Below are 17278 nucleotides of genomic sequence, written 5' to 3' on the forward strand. Positions count from 1 at the left end.
AATAAGGCCCGCAGACAGCGGGCCTTATTCGTTCTGGCAGTCGTTCAGCCGCTGTTCAAGCCAAACAATGGCTGACGTGTGCCGAACACCAGAAAGCGCGCCAGCTCAGGGAGCGGCAACGCCTTACTGATCAGGTAGCCCTGCACCTGATCGCAGCCGTATTGGCGCAGCAGTGCCAGTTGCTCGGCATTTTCTACGCCCTCGCCCACCACCTGCAGGTTGAGGTTGTGCGCCAGGTTGATCATCGCCCGCACCAATTGGCGATTCTCCGCACGCTCACACATGCCGCCGACAAAGCTCTTGTCGATCTTCAGCAGGGTGATCGGTAAGTTGTTCAAGTGCACAAAGGAAGAGAAGCCGGTGCCGAAGTCGTCCAGCGAGAAGCGCACACCGAGACGACCGAGGGCCAGCATGGTCTGCTGCACCTGATCACTGCGGCGCATCACCGCGGTTTCGGTTAGCTCGAATTCCAGCCACTGCGCATCAACGCCACGCTCTTCGATCAGCCGACTGAGGGTTGGCAGCAGCTGGCTGTCCTGAAACTGACGAAATGACAGGTTGACCGCCATATGCAGCGCTGGCAGACCACGCCCGCGCAGCCACTGCATATCGCGCAGCGCACGGCTGATCACCCAGTAGCCGAGCGGCACGATCAACCCGCTCTCTTCAGCCAGTGGCACAAACTCGTTGGGCGCCAGCAAGCCGTGCACGCTGTGGCGCCAGCGCACCAGCGCTTCCAGGCCGAGGATGCGTCCGGTTTGTAAACACAGGCGCGGCTGGTAGTGCAGCTCCAGCTCGTCACGGCGCAGGGCTCGGCGCAGCTCGCTTTCCAGGTCAGCCTGGTTGCGCGCACTGCGGTTGATCCGCTCGTCATAAACATGAAAAGAGCAGCCCTGCTGGCTCTTAGCCTGCTGCATGGCGATATGCGCATGCCACATCAGTGGGTCAGCGCTACTTGTGGCGCGGGAATGGGCAAGGCCGAGGCTGCAACCGATCAGCAGACTTTCGCCGTCAATCCAGTAGGGTTCACCGAGGGCTTCGGTAATCTGCGCGGCCAAGCGCTCTGCGCGCTGCGGGTCGCGGCGGCTGTCGATCAGCAAGGCAAATTCATCGCTGCCCAGGCGCGCCACCTGGTCGCCTGCCTGCAGCTGCGCCTTGATCCGCGCCACCACTTGCAGAATCAGGCTGTCGCCACCCTGGTAGCCGAGGGCATCGTTAGCGTGGCGGAAGTTGTCCAGATCGAGGTGGCCGAGGGTCAGGCCACGGCCTTCATACTCGGCCAGGCGCGCAGCCAGCAGGGTCTGGAATCCTTGGCGATTGGCAATGCCGGTCAGGGCATCCTGATCCGCCAGGCGGTGCAAGGTGTCGTTGAGTTTGCCGTACTCACGGGCATAGCGCAGGCAGCGACGCAGCACCTCGCTGCTGAGCTGATGACGCACCAGCCAGTCGCAGACACCCTCAGACTCGACGTCGGGCTCGGCATCCAACAGCAGGACAATCGGCAGGGAACAGCGCCCGGAGGCAGGCAGGTATTGGGGGGTGGTGAGGAGCAAGGCGTTGCTGGGTTTATCGAACAGCGCGCTGGCCGCCTCCCAGGACGGTGCGGTGATCAGCGCATAACCGCTGCCGAGCGCACCCAGACGTTCACGCAGCAACTGCGCCCAGCCCGGCGTTTCCGCCAGCAACAGCAAGCGTAATGGTTCGACGAACGCGGACAAACAACTTCCCCCACAGCACAAATAAAGAGCATTACAACCGCTCGGATGCGTCGTAATCGACGTCTAATCACGCACATCCTTGTGTCAGTGGCGCGTGTCCTGCGGCGAGGCTGGACCCGAAAGTGGCACCAGAGTACTGGAATAGGAAAATTAACCAAGCCTGGCGGTTTGCAATTATGTGCACTGCGACACACTTCCAGATGGTCACGGCACAATGCGCCAGGCCTGTTAAAATGCGCGCCCACTTCACCTGACGATTGACTCCATGTCCCGACTGAACCCCCGGCAGCAGGAAGCCGTGAACTATGTCGGCGGCCCACTTTTGGTGCTCGCCGGCGCAGGCTCCGGCAAGACCAGCGTGATTACCCGCAAGATCGCCCACCTGGTGCAGAACTGCGGCATCCAGGCCCGCCATATCGTCGCCATGACCTTTACCAACAAGGCGGCGCGCGAGATGAAAGAGCGCGTCAGCTCGCTGCTCAAAGGCCCCGAGGCTCGCGGCCTGACGGTCTCGACCTTCCACAACCTGGGCATGAACATCATCCGCAAGGAATACGCGCGCCTGGGCTACAAGCCGGGTTTCTCGATCTTCGATGACGGCGATATCAAGGCGCTGCTCACCGACATCATGCAGAAGGAATATGCCGGTGATGACGGTGCGGACGAGATCAAGAACATCATCGACAGCTGGAAGAATGACCTGATCCTGCCCGAGCAAGCCCTGGCCGGCGCCCGCAACCCCAAGGAGCAGACGGCGGCCATCGTCTATCTGCACTACCAGCGCACCCTGCGCGCCTACAACGCGGTGGACTTCAACGACCTGATCCTGCTGCCGGTGATGCTGTTTCAGGAACACGCCGACATCCTGGAAAAATGGCAGAACCGCATCCGTTACCTGCTGGTCGACGAATACCAGGACACCAACGCCAGCCAATACCTGCTGGTGAAGCTGCTGGTGGGCATGCGTAACCAGTTCACCGTGGTCGGTGACGATGACCAGTCGATCTACGCCTGGCGCGGTGCGCGCCCGGAAAACCTGATGCTGCTGAAAGAGGACTACCCCTCGTTGAAGGTGGTGATGCTGGAGCAGAACTATCGCTCCACCAGCCGCATCCTCAAGTGCGCCAACATCCTCATTGCCAACAACCCACATGCCTTCGAAAAACAGCTGTGGAGCGAGATGGGCATGGGCGACGAGATCCGCGTGATCCGCTGCCGCAACGAAGACGCCGAGTGTGAACGGGTGGCACTGGAAATCCTCACCGAGCACCTGCGCACCCAGCGCCCTTACAGCGATTACGCCATCCTCTACCGCGGTAACTACCAGGCCAAACTGATGGAGCTGAAGCTGCAGCACCATCAGATTCCCTATCGCCTCTCGGGCGGCACCAGCTTCTTCGCCCGCCAGGAGGTGAAGGACTTGATGAGTTACTTCCGCCTGCTGGTCAACCCGGATGATGACAACGCCTTTCTGCGCGTGATCAACGTGCCGCGCCGCGAAATCGGCTCGACCACCCTGGAAAAGCTCGGCAACTACGCCACCAACCGCAAGATCAGCATGTACGCCGCCGCCGGCGAAATCGGCCTGGGCGAGCAACTGGATACACGCTACACCGAGCGCCTGGCGCGCTTTACCAAATGGATGGACCGGGTGCGCCAGGAGTGCGCGCAGAACGACCCGATTGCGGCGATTCGCAGCATGGTGATGGACATCGACTACGAGAACTGGCTGCGGCAGAACGCCTCCAGCGACAAAGTCGCCGACGCGCGCATGGGCAACGTCTGGTTCCTCGTCGAGGCGCTGAAGAACACCCTGGAGCGCGACGAAGAGGGTGACATGACCATCGAGGATGCTATCGGCAAGCTCGTGCTGCGCGACATGCTCGAACGCCAGCAGGAAGAAGAGGAAGGCGCCGAAGGTGTGCAGATGATGACCCTGCATGCCTCCAAGGGCCTGGAGTACCCGTCGGTGTATATCCTCGGCGTGGAGGAAGAAATCCTCCCGCACCGTTCCAGTATCGAGGCCGACACGGTCGAGGAAGAGCGGCGTCTGGCCTATGTCGGCATCACCCGCGCCAAACGCAACCTGACCATGACCTTTGCCGCCAAGCGCAAACAATACGGCGAAATCATCGACTGCTCGCCGAGTCGTTTCCTTGATGAATTGCCGCCTGAAGATCTGATCTGGGAAGGCCTGGAAGACGCAGCACCGGAGGTCAAAGCCGCCACCGGCAACTCGGCGCTGGCCAATATGCGCGCCCTGCTAAAAAAATAACCGGCAACACCGCGCGGGCACAGATAGACGTATTTCGTCACCGCCTGCATCCGCGCTACGCTGCACCATTACATCCCGGCGCAGACCGGGTATCAGAAAGAACGACGAGGGTAATCGCGTGGAAGCGCTGAAACAGAAGATTCGCGATGAAGGCACCGTGCTCTCGGAGCATGTACTCAAGGTTGATGCCTTTCTCAATCACCAGATCGACCCCAAGCTGATGCAGCAGATCGGTCATGAGTTTGCCCAGCGTTTTGCCGGCCAGAACATCACCAAGATCGTCACCATCGAAGCCTCGGGAATTGCTCCGGCAGTGATGGCAGGTCTGGAATTAGGCGTACCGGTGATTTTTGCGCGCAAGTACCAGTCACTGACGCTCAAGGACGACTTGTACATCTCCAAGGTGTTTTCCTTCACCAAGCAGACAGAAAGCACGCTGGCCATTTCGGCCAAGCACTTGGGCGCCCACGACCATGTCCTGTTAATTGACGATTTTCTCGCCAACGGCCATGCCGCCCGCGCCCTTATTGATCTGATCGGCCAGGCCGGTGCAAGCATCGCCGGTATCGGTGTGGTGATCGAAAAATCCTTCCAGCGCGGCCGCGCCGAGCTGGACGCACAGGGTTATCGGGTCGAGTCGCTGGCGCGCATTGATTCACTCAAGGATGGTCAGGTCAGCTTTATCGACTAAGAGCCGTAGCCCACCGGGAATTGCCTTGAGCCGTTTCTAGCGCCCACAAAAAAGCCGCCTTTTAAGGCGGCTTTTTCACAGCAGCGTCAAGCGACTTACAGGCCGGACATCTTCTGGATTGCACCACGCAGCTCGTCATCCGAGCAGTCAGCGCAGGTGCCTTTCGGCGGCATGGCGTTGATGCCGGCAATCGCGGTTTTCAGGATAGCGTCGATACCACCTTCTTTATCAGCACGTGCCTTCCAGGCAGCGGTGTCGCCAATTTTCGGCGCACCCAGGATACCTGGGGTGTGGCAGGCACCGCAGTGCTTGGCAATGATGTCATCGGCAGTACGCGCACCGCCGCCAGCAGCAACGGCTACAGCACCCACGCCCTTGCATTCTTCACCCATCACACAGACTTGGCCAACCGGCTTCAGTCGGTCAGCAATGGCGTCGTCGGTCGTGGCCTGAGCAGTCACTGCCCACAGGGCCAATACGGTAGCCGGTGCTACCAGGAGCTTTTTAATCAGGTTCACGGTACACCCTCTTCGTGGCTAGTCACGCTCGCGGCCACGGTTTCGCGAGCGGGTAGCAGTATAACGGCAAGCCGGGCTGGCCGAAACAACCCAGATTGTCGCAGGGTTATTTAGAAATTGGCCGGCGTGGTCGCACTGATCAGCCGGGCAGGCTGTTCGAATGGGTTACGGAAACGGTGCGGCTTGCTGCTCTCGAAGTAGTAGCTGTCACCCGGCTCAAGGATAAACACCTCGTCGCCGACAGTCAGTTCCAACTTGCCTTCAACCAGCATGCCGGCCTCTTCACCTTCGTGGGCGTACATCTCATCGCCTGTGTCAGTGCCGCTCGGGTAGGTTTCATCGAGGAAGGAAATGGCCCGGCTAGGATGCGCCTTACCCACCAGTTTCATGGTGATGGCCCCACTGCAGATATCGGTGAGCTCGGCGGCGCGATAGACCACCTGAGCCTGGCTATCCTGCTCCACATCCAGGGAGAAGAACTCCACCAGGGACATGGGGATACCCGCCAACACCTTTTTCAACGAACTGATCGAAGGGCTTACGCTGTTCTTCTCGATCATCGAAATGGTGCTGTTGGTGACGCCCGCCCGTTTGGCGAGTTCACGCTGGGAAAGGCCTTTGAGTTTGCGAATGGATTGCAGGCGTACACCGACGTCCAATGCTGGAGTCCCCCTTGGGAGTGATACGGAAAAGTCGCCGTATCATGGCATAGCGTTCAGAATTTACAACACTCGCGTTCAAACTCGTCTACAGCGTGGCTGTTAGTGCCCGAGGTAGAGCAGCGGCGCCCTTCGCAGGTTGCAGAAAAGCTGATAAGGAATACTGCCGGCCTGGGTGGCCACGTCGCTGGCGAGGACCTGTTTACCCCACAGCTCGACCCGGCTGCCCAGGCCCGCTTGTGGCAGATCAGTCAAATCGACGGTGAGCATGTCCATCGACACGCGGCCGATCAGGCGGGTCAGTTGGCCGTCAACCGCCACTGGCGTACCGGTAGGCGCGTGACGTGGGTAACCGTCGGCATAGCCCATGGCAACTACGCCAACGCGTGTAGACCGCTCGCTGACAAAGCGTGCGCCATAGCCCACCGGCTCGCCGGCCGGCAGTTCGCGCACGCTGATGATCTTCGAGTCCAGGGTCATGACCGGTTGCAGACGCGCGGCCACGGCCTGCGCCTGTTCGAACGGTGTGGCGCCGTAGAGCATGATGCCGGGACGCACCCAGTCGCTCGGCACATTGGGCCAACCCAATACGGCTGGCGAATTGCGCAGGCTGACCTCGGCGACTATGCCCTGGCGCGCCTGCTGAAACACCGCCAACTGCTCAGCACTGCGCGGGCAATCCAGCTCGTCGGCACGGGCGAAGTGGCTCATCAGCACAATCTTCGCCACCTTGCCGCTGGCCAGCAGGCGCTGATAGGCCGCCTGGTAATCGGCCGGGTGTAGGCCGACGCGGTGCATGCCGCTGTCCATCTTCAGCCACACCGTCAGCGGACGGCGTACCGCGCTGCGCTCAATCACCTCCAGCTGCCACAGCGAATGCACCACACACCACAGTTCGTGCTGCTCGATCAGCGGCAATTCGTCGGCTTCGAAAAAGCCCTCCAGCAACAAAATCGGTCCGCGAATACCGGCCTCGCGCAGCTGCAGTGCTTCCTCGATACAGGCCACGGCAAAACCATCGGCCTGCTCCTGCAACGCCTGGGCACAACGCACCGCGCCATGGCCGTAGGCATCCGCCTTGATCACCGCCAGGGCGCGGGCGCCGCTGACTTCACGGGCCAGTTGGTAGTTGTGACGCAAGGCTTGCAGGTCGATCAGGGCGCGGGCAGGACGCATGACGTTCTCGGCTATCAGCAGTTTTCAGAAGTAAAAAAGCCCGGTGTGATGGCCGGGCAAACACTTATCGCAAACGGGACGGGCCGATTTACAGGGCGGCCACGATCATCATTTCCACCAGCACCTCAGGCTTGTACATCTTCGCCTCGACGCAAGCCCGTGCAGGCGCCGCGCCTGGCGCGACCCAGGCATCCCAGACCTGATTAAGCCCGGCGTAATCGCGGTCCATGTCCTTCAGGTAGATGGTCACGGAAAGGATCTTCGACTTGTCGCTGCCGGCCTCGGCCAACATGCGGTCGGTATTGGCCAAGGTTTCGCGGGTTTGCTGCACGATGTCGCCGCTGTAGTCGTCCGCCAGTTGCCCGGCCAGGTAGACCGTGCCGTTATGGATGACGATTTCGCTGTAACGACTTTCAGTGTGCAGGCGCTGTACTGACATGCTTGTGACTCTCCTGGGAACGGCTGTAACGGGAAATATCCAGGCCTTCGGCGCTGATCTGCGGACGCTTTTTCGCCATCAGATCGGCAAGCAGGCGACCGGAGCCGCAGGCCATGGTCCAGCCCAGTGTGCCGTGACCGGTGTTGAGGAACAAATTACGCAAGCCGGTGGCACCGACAATCGGCGTGCCGTCCGGGGTGGCCGGGCGCAGGCCGGTCCAGAATTCGGCCTGGCGCAGATCGCCGCCTTGCGGGTAGAGATCGGCGGTAATCATTTCCAGGGTTTCGCGACGACGCGGGTTGAGGCTCAGGTCGAAGCCGGCGATTTCCGCCATGCCACCCACGCGGATGCGGTTGTCGAAACGGGTGATCGCCACCTTGTAGGTTTCATCGAGGATGGTTGAAGTCGGCGCCATCGCCACATTGGTGATTGGCACGGTCAGCGAGTATCCCTTGAGCGGATACACCGGCGCTTTGATGCCCAGCGGCTTGAGCAGTTGCGGGCTGAAGCTGCCGAGCGCCAGCACGTAGCGGTCGGCGGTTTCCAGCTTGCCGTCGATCCACACGCCATTGACCCGGTCGCCCACGGCGTCGATCCGCTGAATGTCCTGACCGAAGCGGAATTCCACACCCAGCGCCTTGGCCATCTCGGCCAGTTTGGTGGTGAACAGCTGGCAATCGCCGGTCTGGTCATTCGGCAGACGCAGCGCGCCAGCCAGCTTGTCGGTCACAGCGGCCAGGGCCGGTTCAACGCGGGCGATGCCAGCGCGGTCGAGCACTTCATAGGGCACACCGGATTGCTGCAGCACGGCGATGTCTTTCGCCGCGTTATCCAGTTGCGCCTGGGTGCGGAACAGCTGGGTGGTGCCCAGGCTGCGACCTTCATAGGCGATACCGGTTTCCGCGCGCAACTCGTCGAGGCAGTCGCGGCTGTACTCGGACAACCGCACCATGCGCTCCTTGTTCACCGCGTAACGGCTGGCGGTGCAGTTGCGCAGCATCTGCGCCATCCACAGGTATTGGTCGATATCCGCAGTGGCTTTGATTGCCAGCGGTGCGTGTTTTTGCAGCAGCCACTTGATCGCTTTCAGCGGCACGCCCGGGGCAGCCCATGGTGAGGCGTAGCCAGGGGACACCTGGCCAGCGTTGGCGAAGCTGGTTTCCATGGCCGGGGCGTGCTGCCGGTCGACCACCACCACTTCAAACCCCTGACGCGCCAGGTAATACGCACTGGCTGTACCAATCACACCGCTGCCGAGAACTAAAACCCGCATGCCGCTCTCCTCGCCGCGACAATGCGCGACGGATAATTCCTGAGATCACAATTGAGCGCAGTATAGGAAGAGATCAGCAGTGCTTTTCACTATATAAATAGCTATATTTGGCGACAATTCTTGGCAAAATCGCCTTCTACAGAGGGGTATCCACCGTGCGCACCCAACATCAGAGCCGCCGCGAACTGGACAAGATCGACCGCAATATCTTGCGGATCCTGCAGGAAGATGGGCGCATCAGCTTTACCGAGCTGGGCGAGCGGGTTGGCCTGTCGACCACACCCTGCACCGAGCGCGTACGCCGCCTGGAGCGCGAAGGGATCATCATGGGCTACCACGCCCGGCTCAACCCGCAGCAGCTCAAGGCCAGCCTGCTGGTGTTTGTCGAGATCAGCCTGGACTACAAGTCCGGCGACACCTTCGAGGAGTTCCGCCGCGCCGTACTGAAGCTGCCGCATGTGCTCGAATGCCACCTGGTGTCTGGCGACTTCGACTACCTGGTGAAGGCGCGGATCAACGAGATGGCCAGCTACCGCAAGCTGCTCGGCGACATCCTGCTCAAGCTGCCGCACGTGCGCGAGTCGAAGAGCTATATCGTCATGGAAGAAGTGAAAGAGAGCCTGAGCCTGCCGATTGCCGACTAGCAGTCAGACAAGAACTTGGCGGGTAGTCGCAATCAACTGGTGCACCTGCTTTGCCACTGCAGGCTCAATCATCTGCTCCGGTCCCTGGCCACGCGGGCATGGCAGGCTTGGCGTGGTGCCAAACAGCCGGCAGATCAGCGGGCGCTGGTCATACACCGTGCAGCCTTGCGGGCCCAGGTGCACGCAATTGAACTCGGCCAGTGCAGCGTCATGCTCGGCATCACTTTTCACCGGCAGCCGCGACATCTCCTCGGATGAGGCCGTGACCGGGCCGCAGCAATCGTGGCAGCCCGGCACGCAGGCGAAACTGGGAATCTGCAAACGCAGCTGATCGATCTTTCGACTGGTGCAACTCATGGACGTGATCCTGAAACACAGGCCGGCATAGTAACCGTGGCCAAAGTTGAATCGCGACAGGAGCAGCGGCTAACCGACGAAAATCCGCTTATTTCGCGATTGCCTCTTGGCGTTTGGCAAATTCGACGCTTATGCTTCGTAAAATTTTCCAAACATAATAATCAGGATTCCACACATGAACGCCCGCGTTCACCAGCCGGTTCACAGCAGCCAGCACGCCAACTCCTATTACGCCGCCAGCGCCAATCGCCAGCTCGACTACCCCGCCCTGGGCGGTGAGTTGCGTGCCGATGTGTGCATCGTCGGCGGTGGTTTTTCCGGCCTTAACACAGCCATTGAGCTGGCACAGAAAGGCCTCTCGGTAGTGCTGCTGGAAGCGCATAAGATTGGCTGGGGCGCCAGCGGGCGCAACGGCGGCCAGCTGATTCGCGGTGTCGGCCATGGCGTGGAGCAATTTGAATCGGTGATTGGCGCGCAAGGCGTGCGCGAACTGAAACTGATGGGCCTGGAAGCGGTGGAAATCGTCCGCCAGCGTATCGAGCAGTTCAATATCGACTGCGACCTGACCTGGGGCTACTGCGACCTGGCCAACAAACCCAGCCACCTCGCTGACTTCGCCGAAGACATGGCCGAGCTCAAGCAGCTGGGTTATCGCCATGAAATGCGCCTGCTGCAACCGGAGCAGATGCACGAAGTAGTCGGCTCCAATCGCTATGTTGGCGGCATGATCGACATGGGCTCCGGCCACCTGCACCCTCTCAACCTGGCTCTCGGCGAAGCCGCTGCAGCACAGAGTCTGGGCGTACAGCTGTTCGAGAACTCGGCAGTGACGCGCATCGACTACGGCAGTGAGGTCAAGGTGCACACTGCCCAGGGCGTGGTGCGCGCAACTACCCTGGTACTCGGCTGCAACGCTTATCTGAATGGCCTGAACAGCAATTTGGGCGGCAAGGTGCTGCCGGCCGGCAGCTACGTGATTGCGACCGAACCGCTGTCCGAAGCCGAAGCGCGGGCGATCATTCCGCAGAACATGGCGCTGTGTGACCAGCGCGTAGCCCTGGATTATTACCGTCTGTCCGCCGACCGCCGCTTGTTGTTCGGCGGTGCCTGCCACTATTCCGGTCGCGATCCTGCAGACATCGCCGGCTATATGCGACCTAAAATGCTGGAAGTCTTCCCGCACCTGAACGACGTGAAAATCGACTACCAATGGGGCGGCATGATCGGCATCGGCGCCAACCGCCTGCCGCAGATCGGCCGTCTCAAGGAACAGCCCAACGTGTATTACGCCCAGGCCTACTCGGGCCACGGCGTCAACGCCACGCACCTGGCCGGCAAACTGCTCGGCGAGGCCATCGCCGGCCAGGCCAGCAGCGGCTTCGACCTGTTCGCCAAGGTGCCGCACATGACCTTCCCTGGCGGCAAACACCTGCGCTCGCCGCTGCTCGCCCTGGGCATGCTCTGGCACCGGATGAAAGAACTGGTCTGACGTACTACGCAGCAGGCCACAACGACCTGCTGCGCATTCCCCTCACAGCTTCCAGAACGGCAGCTGCGCCTCGCGCAGGGCCTGCCCGCGGCTTAGCCCGATATCCTTGAGCTGTTCATCGGTCAGCCTCAGCAGCGCGCGGCGAGTCGTCAGGCGCTGCCAGAATGTGCTCCAGCGGCGTACAGCTGGCTTCGCCGCATCCTTTTGAGCATACAGATGCCCGCCCGCAGACTGCTGCAGCTCGCCTGATTTAATTGTCAGCCTGACATCACTCAACCCGTTCATCGCCTGCTCCTGCACGTAAGCCTGATGGGAGGTCATGATGAGTGACGCGGGAAAAGCATGACAGATTCAAAAATATACTTTTAAATCCATACAGATTTCAGAAACCAAGCTCTGAATGGTGGATTTGTTGCCTATCTGTACTGACTTGGTGCGGCACACAGAGAAATTGCGAGGCAACTGTTATGACGCTTTACGTCAACCTGGCTGAGCTGCTCGGCGCCCGTATCGAGCAGGGTTTGTATCGCCCCGGCGATCGTCTGCCCTCCGTGCGCGCCCTCAGCCTGGAACATGGCGTCAGCCTGAGCACCGTGCAGCAGGCCTACCGCCACCTGGAGGATCAGGGCCTGGCCACGCCCAAGCCCAAGTCCGGCTACTTTGTGCCCCAGGCACGCCAGCAGCCGGCGCTACCGATGGTCAGCCGCGCCGCCCAGCGACCGGTGGATATTTCCCAGTGGGACCAGGTGTTGGAGCTGATCAGCCGGCCGCCAGGCGGTGATGTGCTGCAACTGGGGCGTGGCATGCCGGATATCAGCAGCCCAACCCTGAAACCGCTGCTGCGCACCCTGTCACGCATGAGCCGCCGCCAGGAGGTCAAGGAGCTGAGCTATGGCAGCCTGTATGGTGACCCTGGCCTGCGCGCACAACTGTCACGCCTAATGCTCGACTCCGGCTGCCAGATCGCCATTGAAGAGATCGTCACCACCACCGGCTGCCACGAAGCCCTGTCCGTGGCCATTCGCGCCGTGTGCGAGCCGGGCGACATCGTGGCCGTGGACTCACCGAGCTTTCATGGCGTAATGCAGGCACTCAAGGGCTACGGCATGAAGGCCCTGGAGTTGCCCACCGACCCGCTCACCGGGATCAGCCTGGAGGCCTTGGAACTCGCGCTGGAGCAATGGCCGATCAAGGCCATCCAGCTCACCCCCAACTGCAACAACCCGCTCGGTTACATCATGCCGGAGGTCAACAAACGCGCCCTGCTGGCCCTGGCGCAGCGCTATGACGTGGCGATTATCGAGGATGATGTGTACGGCGAGCTGGCCTACAGCTACCCACGCCCACGCAGCATCAAATCATTCGACGAGGACGGTCGCGTGCTGTTCTGCAGCTCGTTTTCCAAGACCCTGGCGCCCGGCCTGCGGGCCGGCTGGATTGCCCCGGGTCGCTACCTGCAACAGGTGCTGCACCTCAAATACATGAGCACCGGCATGGCCGCACAACTGCCCCAGCTGGCCCTGGCCGAGTACATCGCCAGCGGGCATTACGAGCCGCATCTACGCCGCATGCGCAGCCAATACATGCGCAACCGCGATTGCATGATCGACTGGGTCAGCCGCTACTTCCCCGCCGGCACGCGGGTCAGCCGGCCCCAGGGCGGCTTTATGCTGTGGCTGGAGCTGCCACAGGGCTTTGACAGCCAGCGCCTGAACCGTGTGCTGCAGCCATACAACATCCAGATCGCGCCCGGCAGCATCTTTTCCGCCGCCGGCAAATACCGCAATTGCCTGCGCATCAACTACGCCGGGCAACCCACTCCAGCGCTTGAACAGTCAATTCGCCAGGTCGGCGAATGCGTGGCCGCGCTGCTCGCCGAGCAACAACTCGTACACAACAGCGCAGAGGTTGCGGTCACGCCTTGATGGCCGCCACCTCGCTGAATGCACCTCGCTGAAACGCCAACCAGACAAACAGCGCCGCGCCAATCGCCATCAGGATCGGCAGCGCATGACCGCTGACCCACTGACTGGCGGCACCGGTCGACAGCGGCCCGAGCAGACAACCCGCGCCCCAGAGCAGGGCGATATGCGAGTTGGCGCGCACCAGCGCATCGTCGCGGTAACGCTGCCCGACCAGAATCAGCGACAGGGTGTACAGGCCGCCCGCGCTGGCGCCAAACAATACCAGCACGACCCAGATCAGCGGCGTGTGCAGCAATGACGGAATGCTCAGACTCGACAGCAACAGCACCACCCCGCAGCAGCGGAACAGCGTCTGCCGTGGCACCCGGTCGGCCATCCAGCCAATCGGCAATTGCAGCGCCGCACCGCCCACCACCACCGCACTGACCATGATCAATGCCATCTGCTGGGCAAAGCCTTCGCGCACCAGGTACACCGGCAGCAAGGTCAGCACCATCGCCTCGAACGCGGCAAACAGCACCACCGCCCAGGCAATCGCCGGCGAAGTGCGGCAGAACGCCAGTATGCCGCGCCCGGACGCACTCTGCGCATCGACCTTGGGCGCTCCATCGCGGCCCAACAGCAGCAGGCTACCGCCCACCAGCAGCGCGGCAGAGAACCAGAAGCCGCGGTCACTTTCCGTACCCAGCAGGGTCAGCAGCAGCGGCCCGCACAGCTGGCTGAGCGCAAAGCCGGTGCCATACAGCGCCACCAGACGGCCGCGCAGACGGTCCTCGACCAGCTGATTGATCCAGCTTTCGCCGAGCACAAACACCACGGTCAAGGAGATGCCAATCAGCAGACGCAGCAGCAGCCACAGCGGATAGCTCGGCATCACGCTCAGCAGCGCCACCGAGGCGGCGCTGGCCAGTAGACACAAGCGCAGGGTCTGCGGCGTGCCGAACCAACCGGCCAAGTGCCCGGTCAGCCGCGCGCCGAGCAACACGCCAACGGCCGGCATGCCCGCCATCACGCCAATCGCAAAGGGGCCATAACCCCAGGACTCAAGGCGAAACGACACCAGCGGCAGCGTCACGCCCAACGCCAAACCGACGATCACCACCGCCGCACTGACGGCGAAATAGGTCATCCAATTCATTTTTCTCACTCCATTCCCTGGCTCGCTCAACACCCGTTGCACAGATGCAAAACGGCCGGGCTCCATAGGAACCCGGCCGCAAATGGATTTAGTGGAGCCAAACCCGTCAGAGCTATGGGACTAAGGCCAGGCAAGGCGCCCCGGAGCTTTTAAGCGCAGCGTACTGCAGTACGTGAGCATTAAAAGCGAGGACGCAACGCAGCATGGCCGACGGCCCGGAGGTCGTCCCGGTAGCGTTACAGTTTGATCCAGGTCGCCTTAATCTCGGTGTACTTATCGAAGGCATGCAGCGACTTGTCACGGCCGTTACCAGACTGCTTGAAGCCGCCGAACGGTGCGGTCATATCGCCGCCGTCGTATTGGTTGACCCACATGCTGCCAACACGCAGCGCCTTGGCGGCCAGGTGAGCCTTGGACAGGTTGCTGGTCCAGATGGCGGCTGCCAGGCCGTAGATGCTGTCGTTGGCGATCTGGATCGCTTCCTCGGTGCTGTCGAACGGGATCACCGTCAGCACGGGGCCGAAGATCTCTTCCTGAGCGATGCGCATGGCGTTGTGCGCGTCATCGAAGATGGTCGGCTCAACGTACTGGCCGCCAGTCTCTTCCAGGGTGCGTTTGCCGCCGCAGAGCAGCTTGGCCTGATCCTTGTGGCCGGCGTCGATGTAGCCAAGCACGGCATTCAGGTGACCCGCATCGACCAGCGCGCCGACTTTGGTGTCAGGGTCTAGGGCATGACCGGCTTTCCAGTCCTGCATGGCCTCTAGGACCATGGGCATGAATGTGTCTTTGATCGAACGCTCCACCAGTAGACGTGAGCCGGCGGTGCACATCTCACCCTGGTTAAAGCAGATTGCTGCTGCAGCGGCCTCGGCTGCGGCCTTGAGGTCCGGCGCATCAGCGAAAACGATATTCGCGCTCTTGCCGCCGGCTTCCAGCCAGACGCGCTTCATGTTCGATTCGCCGGCATAGATCATCAGTTGCTTGGCGATCTTGGTCGACCCGGTAAACACCAGCGTGTCGACGTCCATATGCAGCGCCAGCGCCTTGCCGACGGTGTGGCCGTAACCTGGCAGCACGTTGAGTACGCCCGCCGGGATGCCGGCGTCCAGTGCCAGCTGCGCCATGCGCAGGGCGGTCAGCGGGGATTTTTCGGACGGTTTGACGATCACCGAGTTGCCGGTGGCCAGCGCCGGGCCGAGCTTCCAGCAGGTCATGATCATCGGGAAGTTCCACGGCACGATGGCCGCGACTACGCCGACCGGCTCGCGAGTCACCAGGCCCAGCTCGTCATGCGGGGTAGCCGCCACTTCGTCGTAAATCTTGTCGACCGCTTCGCCGCTCCAGCGAATCGCCCGCGAGGCACCCGGCACATCGACACCCAGGGCGTCGCTGATCGGCTTGCCCATGTCGAGGGTCTCCAGCAGGGCCAGCTCTTCGGCGTGCTGATCCATCAGGTCGGCAAAACGGATCATGATGCGCTTGCGCTGAGCCGGCGCCATACGCGACCAGACGCCGGACTCAAAGGTGGCGCGGGCATCCGCCACGGCCAACTCGGCATCGGCCAGGTCACAGCTGGCTACTAGGCCGAGCAGGCGTCCGTCGACCGGGCTGATGCACTCAAAGGTGGCTCCAGAGACAGCGGCGCGGTACTCGCCATGAACAAAGGCGCGGCCTTCGATCTTCAGGTTCTTGGCGCGCTGCTCCCAGTCGGCACGAGTCAGGCTAGTCATTCGAACATCCTCTATCGCTAGTAAAGCGCCGCTGGTGGTCGCTGCGCTGTCAATTATTCTGCATGGGGCCGCAAGAACCTGCTCACCCAATCCTGCCGGCAACACTAAACCAGCGGCCTGCACACTTCCAATATTTTTTACAAAAACTGGCAAAGCCGCCTTGTTATGTGTGCTTTATTAAACATAGACTGCCGAAATTACCACCCAAACCGACAACAAGCCTGGCCTAAACCGGCGCTCAATTCCTACCGGACATGCTTATGAATATCGAAAAGATCGTCGACTTCGCCACCGCCACCACCACGCCTGAACATTACCGTCCGGCAGCAGAGAAAGTGCTCAAGGGCGCCCCCGAGCAAAGCGTGCGCAACCACTACGGCAGCTCGTGTGGCCAATTCAATACGGGGATCTGGGAAGGCGACGTCGGCCATTGGACCATCAACTACACCGAACACGAATACTGCGAGATTTTGCAGGGTGTCTCGGTGCTGCGCGACAAGGACGGCAACGCCAAGACCCTGCGCGCCGGCGACCGCTTTGTTATCCCGGCCGGCTTCTCTGGTACCTGGGAAGTGCTGGAGCCCTGCCGCAAGGTCTATGTGATCTTCGAGCAAGCCAGCCACTGATCAGGCCACTCTTCATGCGTCACCCTTTGCCCGCCTTTATGGCGGGCTTTTTGTGGCCTGCACATCACGACAGTAAATCGCAGGCAAGAAAAAGCCCGCTATAAAAGCGGGCTTTTTCGGCAAGGCGTCAGATCAATTACTTGATCTTGCCTTCCTTGTACATCACGTGCTTACGCACAACCGGATCGAATTTTTTAATTTCGATTTTGTCCGGAGTGGTGCGCTTGTTTTTGTCGGTAGTGTAGAAGTGACCAGTACCGGCACTCGAGATCAAACGGATCAATTCACGCATGACTTTCTCCTTAAACCTTTTCGCCGCGAGCACGCAGCTCGGACAGAACGACGTCAATACCACGCTTGTCGATGCAACGCATGCCTTTGGCAGAAACGCGCAGACGCACGAAACGGTTTTCAGACTCGACCCAGAAGCGGTGATGCTGCAGGTTCGGCAGGAAACGACGACGGGTTTTGTTGTTTGCGTGGGAAATGTTATTCCCGGTTACCGGACCCTTACCGGTAACTTGACAGACTCTCGACATGCCTCAGCCCTCTAAAACCACATGCCCAACCCGGCATGGGTTGGCCGCTAATTATTCAATCTTGGCGCTCAGCGCCGCGTA

The 17278-nt window shown here is 61.0% G+C and carries 18 protein-coding genes; 6 read left to right on the forward strand and 12 right to left on the reverse strand.

What is annotated here, in order from left to right:
• Positions 1-44 precede the first annotated feature (44 nt).
• Complete coding sequence (locus tag BLO50_RS07445; RefSeq protein ID WP_090250491.1) at positions 45-1718, reverse strand: putative bifunctional diguanylate cyclase/phosphodiesterase; 1674 nt, start codon at positions 1716-1718, stop codon at positions 45-47.
• A gap of 265 nt (positions 1719-1983) precedes the next feature.
• On the opposite strand from BLO50_RS07445, the gene rep reads away from it, so the two are divergent.
• Positions 1984-3993: a DNA helicase Rep gene (gene rep / locus BLO50_RS07450; protein ID WP_090250494.1), complete on the forward strand. Its 2010-nt coding sequence runs from the start codon at positions 1984-1986 to the stop codon at positions 3991-3993.
• A gap of 118 nt (positions 3994-4111) precedes the next feature.
• Entirely contained in the window at positions 4112-4684 is a 573-nt protein-coding gene (locus BLO50_RS07455) for a xanthine phosphoribosyltransferase (RefSeq protein WP_090250497.1), read from the forward strand.
• Between the two features lie 95 nt (positions 4685-4779).
• Here the strand turns inward: BLO50_RS07455 and BLO50_RS07460 are convergent, their stop codons facing one another.
• The 5 genes from BLO50_RS07460 to dadA form a co-directional block, all read right to left on the reverse strand.
• The gene (locus BLO50_RS07460) at positions 4780-5202 is read right to left on the reverse strand and encodes a c-type cytochrome (RefSeq protein WP_090250499.1); all 423 of its coding nucleotides are present in this window, start codon (positions 5200-5202) and stop codon (positions 4780-4782) included.
• A gap of 110 nt (positions 5203-5312) precedes the next feature.
• Complete coding sequence (locus BLO50_RS07465) at positions 5313-5861, reverse strand: cupin domain-containing protein (RefSeq protein ID WP_090250501.1); 549 nt, start codon at positions 5859-5861, stop codon at positions 5313-5315.
• A gap of 102 nt (positions 5862-5963) precedes the next feature.
• The gene (gene alr, locus BLO50_RS07470; RefSeq protein WP_090250504.1) at positions 5964-7037 is read right to left on the reverse strand and encodes an alanine racemase; all 1074 of its coding nucleotides are present in this window, start codon (positions 7035-7037) and stop codon (positions 5964-5966) included.
• Positions 7038-7125: 88 nt separating this feature from the next.
• The gene (locus BLO50_RS07475) at positions 7126-7476 is read right to left on the reverse strand and encodes a RidA family protein (RefSeq protein WP_090250506.1); all 351 of its coding nucleotides are present in this window, start codon (positions 7474-7476) and stop codon (positions 7126-7128) included.
• Positions 7451-8749, reverse strand: coding sequence for a D-amino acid dehydrogenase (gene dadA, locus BLO50_RS07480; protein WP_090250509.1), 1299 nt, complete (start codon positions 8747-8749; stop codon positions 7451-7453). Before dadA ends, BLO50_RS07475 begins: the two co-directional genes overlap by 26 nt.
• A gap of 155 nt (positions 8750-8904) precedes the next feature.
• On the opposite strand from dadA, the gene dadR reads away from it, so the two are divergent.
• Positions 8905-9393 carry a transcriptional regulator DadR gene (gene dadR / locus BLO50_RS07485; RefSeq protein ID WP_090250512.1) on the forward strand — a complete coding sequence of 163 codons (489 nt, stop codon included), beginning with the start codon at positions 8905-8907 and terminating at the stop codon, positions 9391-9393.
• A 3-nt stretch (positions 9394-9396) separates the two neighbouring features.
• On the opposite strand, the gene BLO50_RS07490 is transcribed toward dadR, so the two are convergent.
• A complete protein-coding gene (locus BLO50_RS07490; RefSeq protein ID WP_090250514.1) occupies positions 9397-9750 on the reverse strand; it encodes a YkgJ family cysteine cluster protein in 354 nt (117 codons plus the stop codon).
• Positions 9751-9925: 175 nt separating this feature from the next.
• Between BLO50_RS07490 and BLO50_RS07495 the strand changes: the two genes are divergently transcribed.
• Positions 9926-11239, forward strand: a complete 1314-nt coding sequence (locus BLO50_RS07495; protein ID WP_090250517.1) for an NAD(P)/FAD-dependent oxidoreductase — start codon at positions 9926-9928, stop codon at positions 11237-11239.
• A 42-nt stretch (positions 11240-11281) separates the two neighbouring features.
• On the opposite strand, the gene BLO50_RS07500 is transcribed toward BLO50_RS07495, so the two are convergent.
• Positions 11282-11524: a DUF1127 domain-containing protein gene (locus tag BLO50_RS07500; protein ID WP_090250519.1), complete on the reverse strand. Its 243-nt coding sequence runs from the start codon at positions 11522-11524 to the stop codon at positions 11282-11284.
• 182 nt (positions 11525-11706) lie between these two features.
• On the opposite strand from BLO50_RS07500, the gene BLO50_RS07505 reads away from it, so the two are divergent.
• A complete protein-coding gene (locus tag BLO50_RS07505) occupies positions 11707-13164 on the forward strand; it encodes an aminotransferase-like domain-containing protein (RefSeq protein ID WP_090250523.1) in 1458 nt (485 codons plus the stop codon).
• On the opposite strand, the gene BLO50_RS07510 is transcribed toward BLO50_RS07505, so the two are convergent.
• Complete coding sequence (locus BLO50_RS07510; protein WP_090250527.1) at positions 13154-14302, reverse strand: MFS transporter; 1149 nt, start codon at positions 14300-14302, stop codon at positions 13154-13156. The two genes, BLO50_RS07505 and BLO50_RS07510, sit on opposite strands and share 11 nt — an antisense overlap.
• A gap of 236 nt (positions 14303-14538) precedes the next feature.
• Entirely contained in the window at positions 14539-16032 is a 1494-nt protein-coding gene (locus BLO50_RS07515; RefSeq protein WP_090250529.1) for an aldehyde dehydrogenase, read from the reverse strand.
• Between the two features lie 260 nt (positions 16033-16292).
• Between BLO50_RS07515 and BLO50_RS07520 the strand changes: the two genes are divergently transcribed.
• On the forward strand, positions 16293-16658 hold the full coding sequence (locus BLO50_RS07520) for a cupin domain-containing protein (protein WP_090250532.1): 366 nt from the start codon (positions 16293-16295) through the stop codon (positions 16656-16658).
• Between the two features lie 136 nt (positions 16659-16794).
• Here the strand turns inward: BLO50_RS07520 and rpmG are convergent, their stop codons facing one another.
• Positions 16795-16950, reverse strand: coding sequence for a 50S ribosomal protein L33 (gene rpmG / locus BLO50_RS07525; protein WP_022960960.1), 156 nt, complete (start codon positions 16948-16950; stop codon positions 16795-16797).
• A gap of 10 nt (positions 16951-16960) precedes the next feature.
• Entirely contained in the window at positions 16961-17197 is a 237-nt protein-coding gene (gene rpmB, locus BLO50_RS07530; RefSeq protein WP_090240685.1) for a 50S ribosomal protein L28, read from the reverse strand.
• Positions 17198-17278: the final 81 nt, after the last annotated feature.

It is taken from the genome of Pseudomonas peli, assembly GCF_900099645.1.
GTDB classification, from domain to species: domain Bacteria; phylum Pseudomonadota; class Gammaproteobacteria; order Pseudomonadales; family Pseudomonadaceae; genus Aquipseudomonas; species Aquipseudomonas peli.

Excerpts from the sequence above, each read along its gene's own strand:
- rpmB (WP_090240685.1), bottom strand. The coding sequence starts at position 17,197 with ATGTCGAGAGTCTGTCAAGTTACCGGTAAGGGTCCGGTAACCGGGAAT.
- BLO50_RS07490 (WP_090250514.1), bottom strand. The coding sequence starts at position 9,750 with ATGAGTTGCACCAGTCGAAAGATCGATCAGCTGCGTTTGCAGATTCCC.
- alr (WP_090250504.1), bottom strand. The coding sequence starts at position 7,037 with ATGCGTCCTGCCCGCGCCCTGATCGACCTGCAAGCCTTGCGTCACAAC.
- BLO50_RS07475 (WP_090250506.1), bottom strand. The coding sequence starts at position 7,476 with ATGTCAGTACAGCGCCTGCACACTGAAAGTCGTTACAGCGAAATCGTC.
- BLO50_RS07515 (WP_090250529.1), bottom strand. The coding sequence starts at position 16,032 with ATGACTAGCCTGACTCGTGCCGACTGGGAGCAGCGCGCCAAGAACCTG.
- BLO50_RS07510 (WP_090250527.1), bottom strand. The coding sequence starts at position 14,302 with ATGAATTGGATGACCTATTTCGCCGTCAGTGCGGCGGTGGTGATCGTC.
- dadA (WP_090250509.1), bottom strand. The coding sequence starts at position 8,749 with ATGCGGGTTTTAGTTCTCGGCAGCGGTGTGATTGGTACAGCCAGTGCG.
- rpmG (WP_022960960.1), bottom strand. The coding sequence starts at position 16,950 with ATGCGTGAATTGATCCGTTTGATCTCGAGTGCCGGTACTGGTCACTTC.
- BLO50_RS07505 (WP_090250523.1), top strand. The coding sequence starts at position 11,707 with ATGACGCTTTACGTCAACCTGGCTGAGCTGCTCGGCGCCCGTATCGAG.
- BLO50_RS07520 (WP_090250532.1), top strand. The coding sequence starts at position 16,293 with ATGAATATCGAAAAGATCGTCGACTTCGCCACCGCCACCACCACGCCT.
- rep (WP_090250494.1), top strand. The coding sequence starts at position 1,984 with ATGTCCCGACTGAACCCCCGGCAGCAGGAAGCCGTGAACTATGTCGGC.
- BLO50_RS07500 (WP_090250519.1), bottom strand. The coding sequence starts at position 11,524 with ATGAACGGGTTGAGTGATGTCAGGCTGACAATTAAATCAGGCGAGCTG.
- BLO50_RS07495 (WP_090250517.1), top strand. The coding sequence starts at position 9,926 with ATGAACGCCCGCGTTCACCAGCCGGTTCACAGCAGCCAGCACGCCAAC.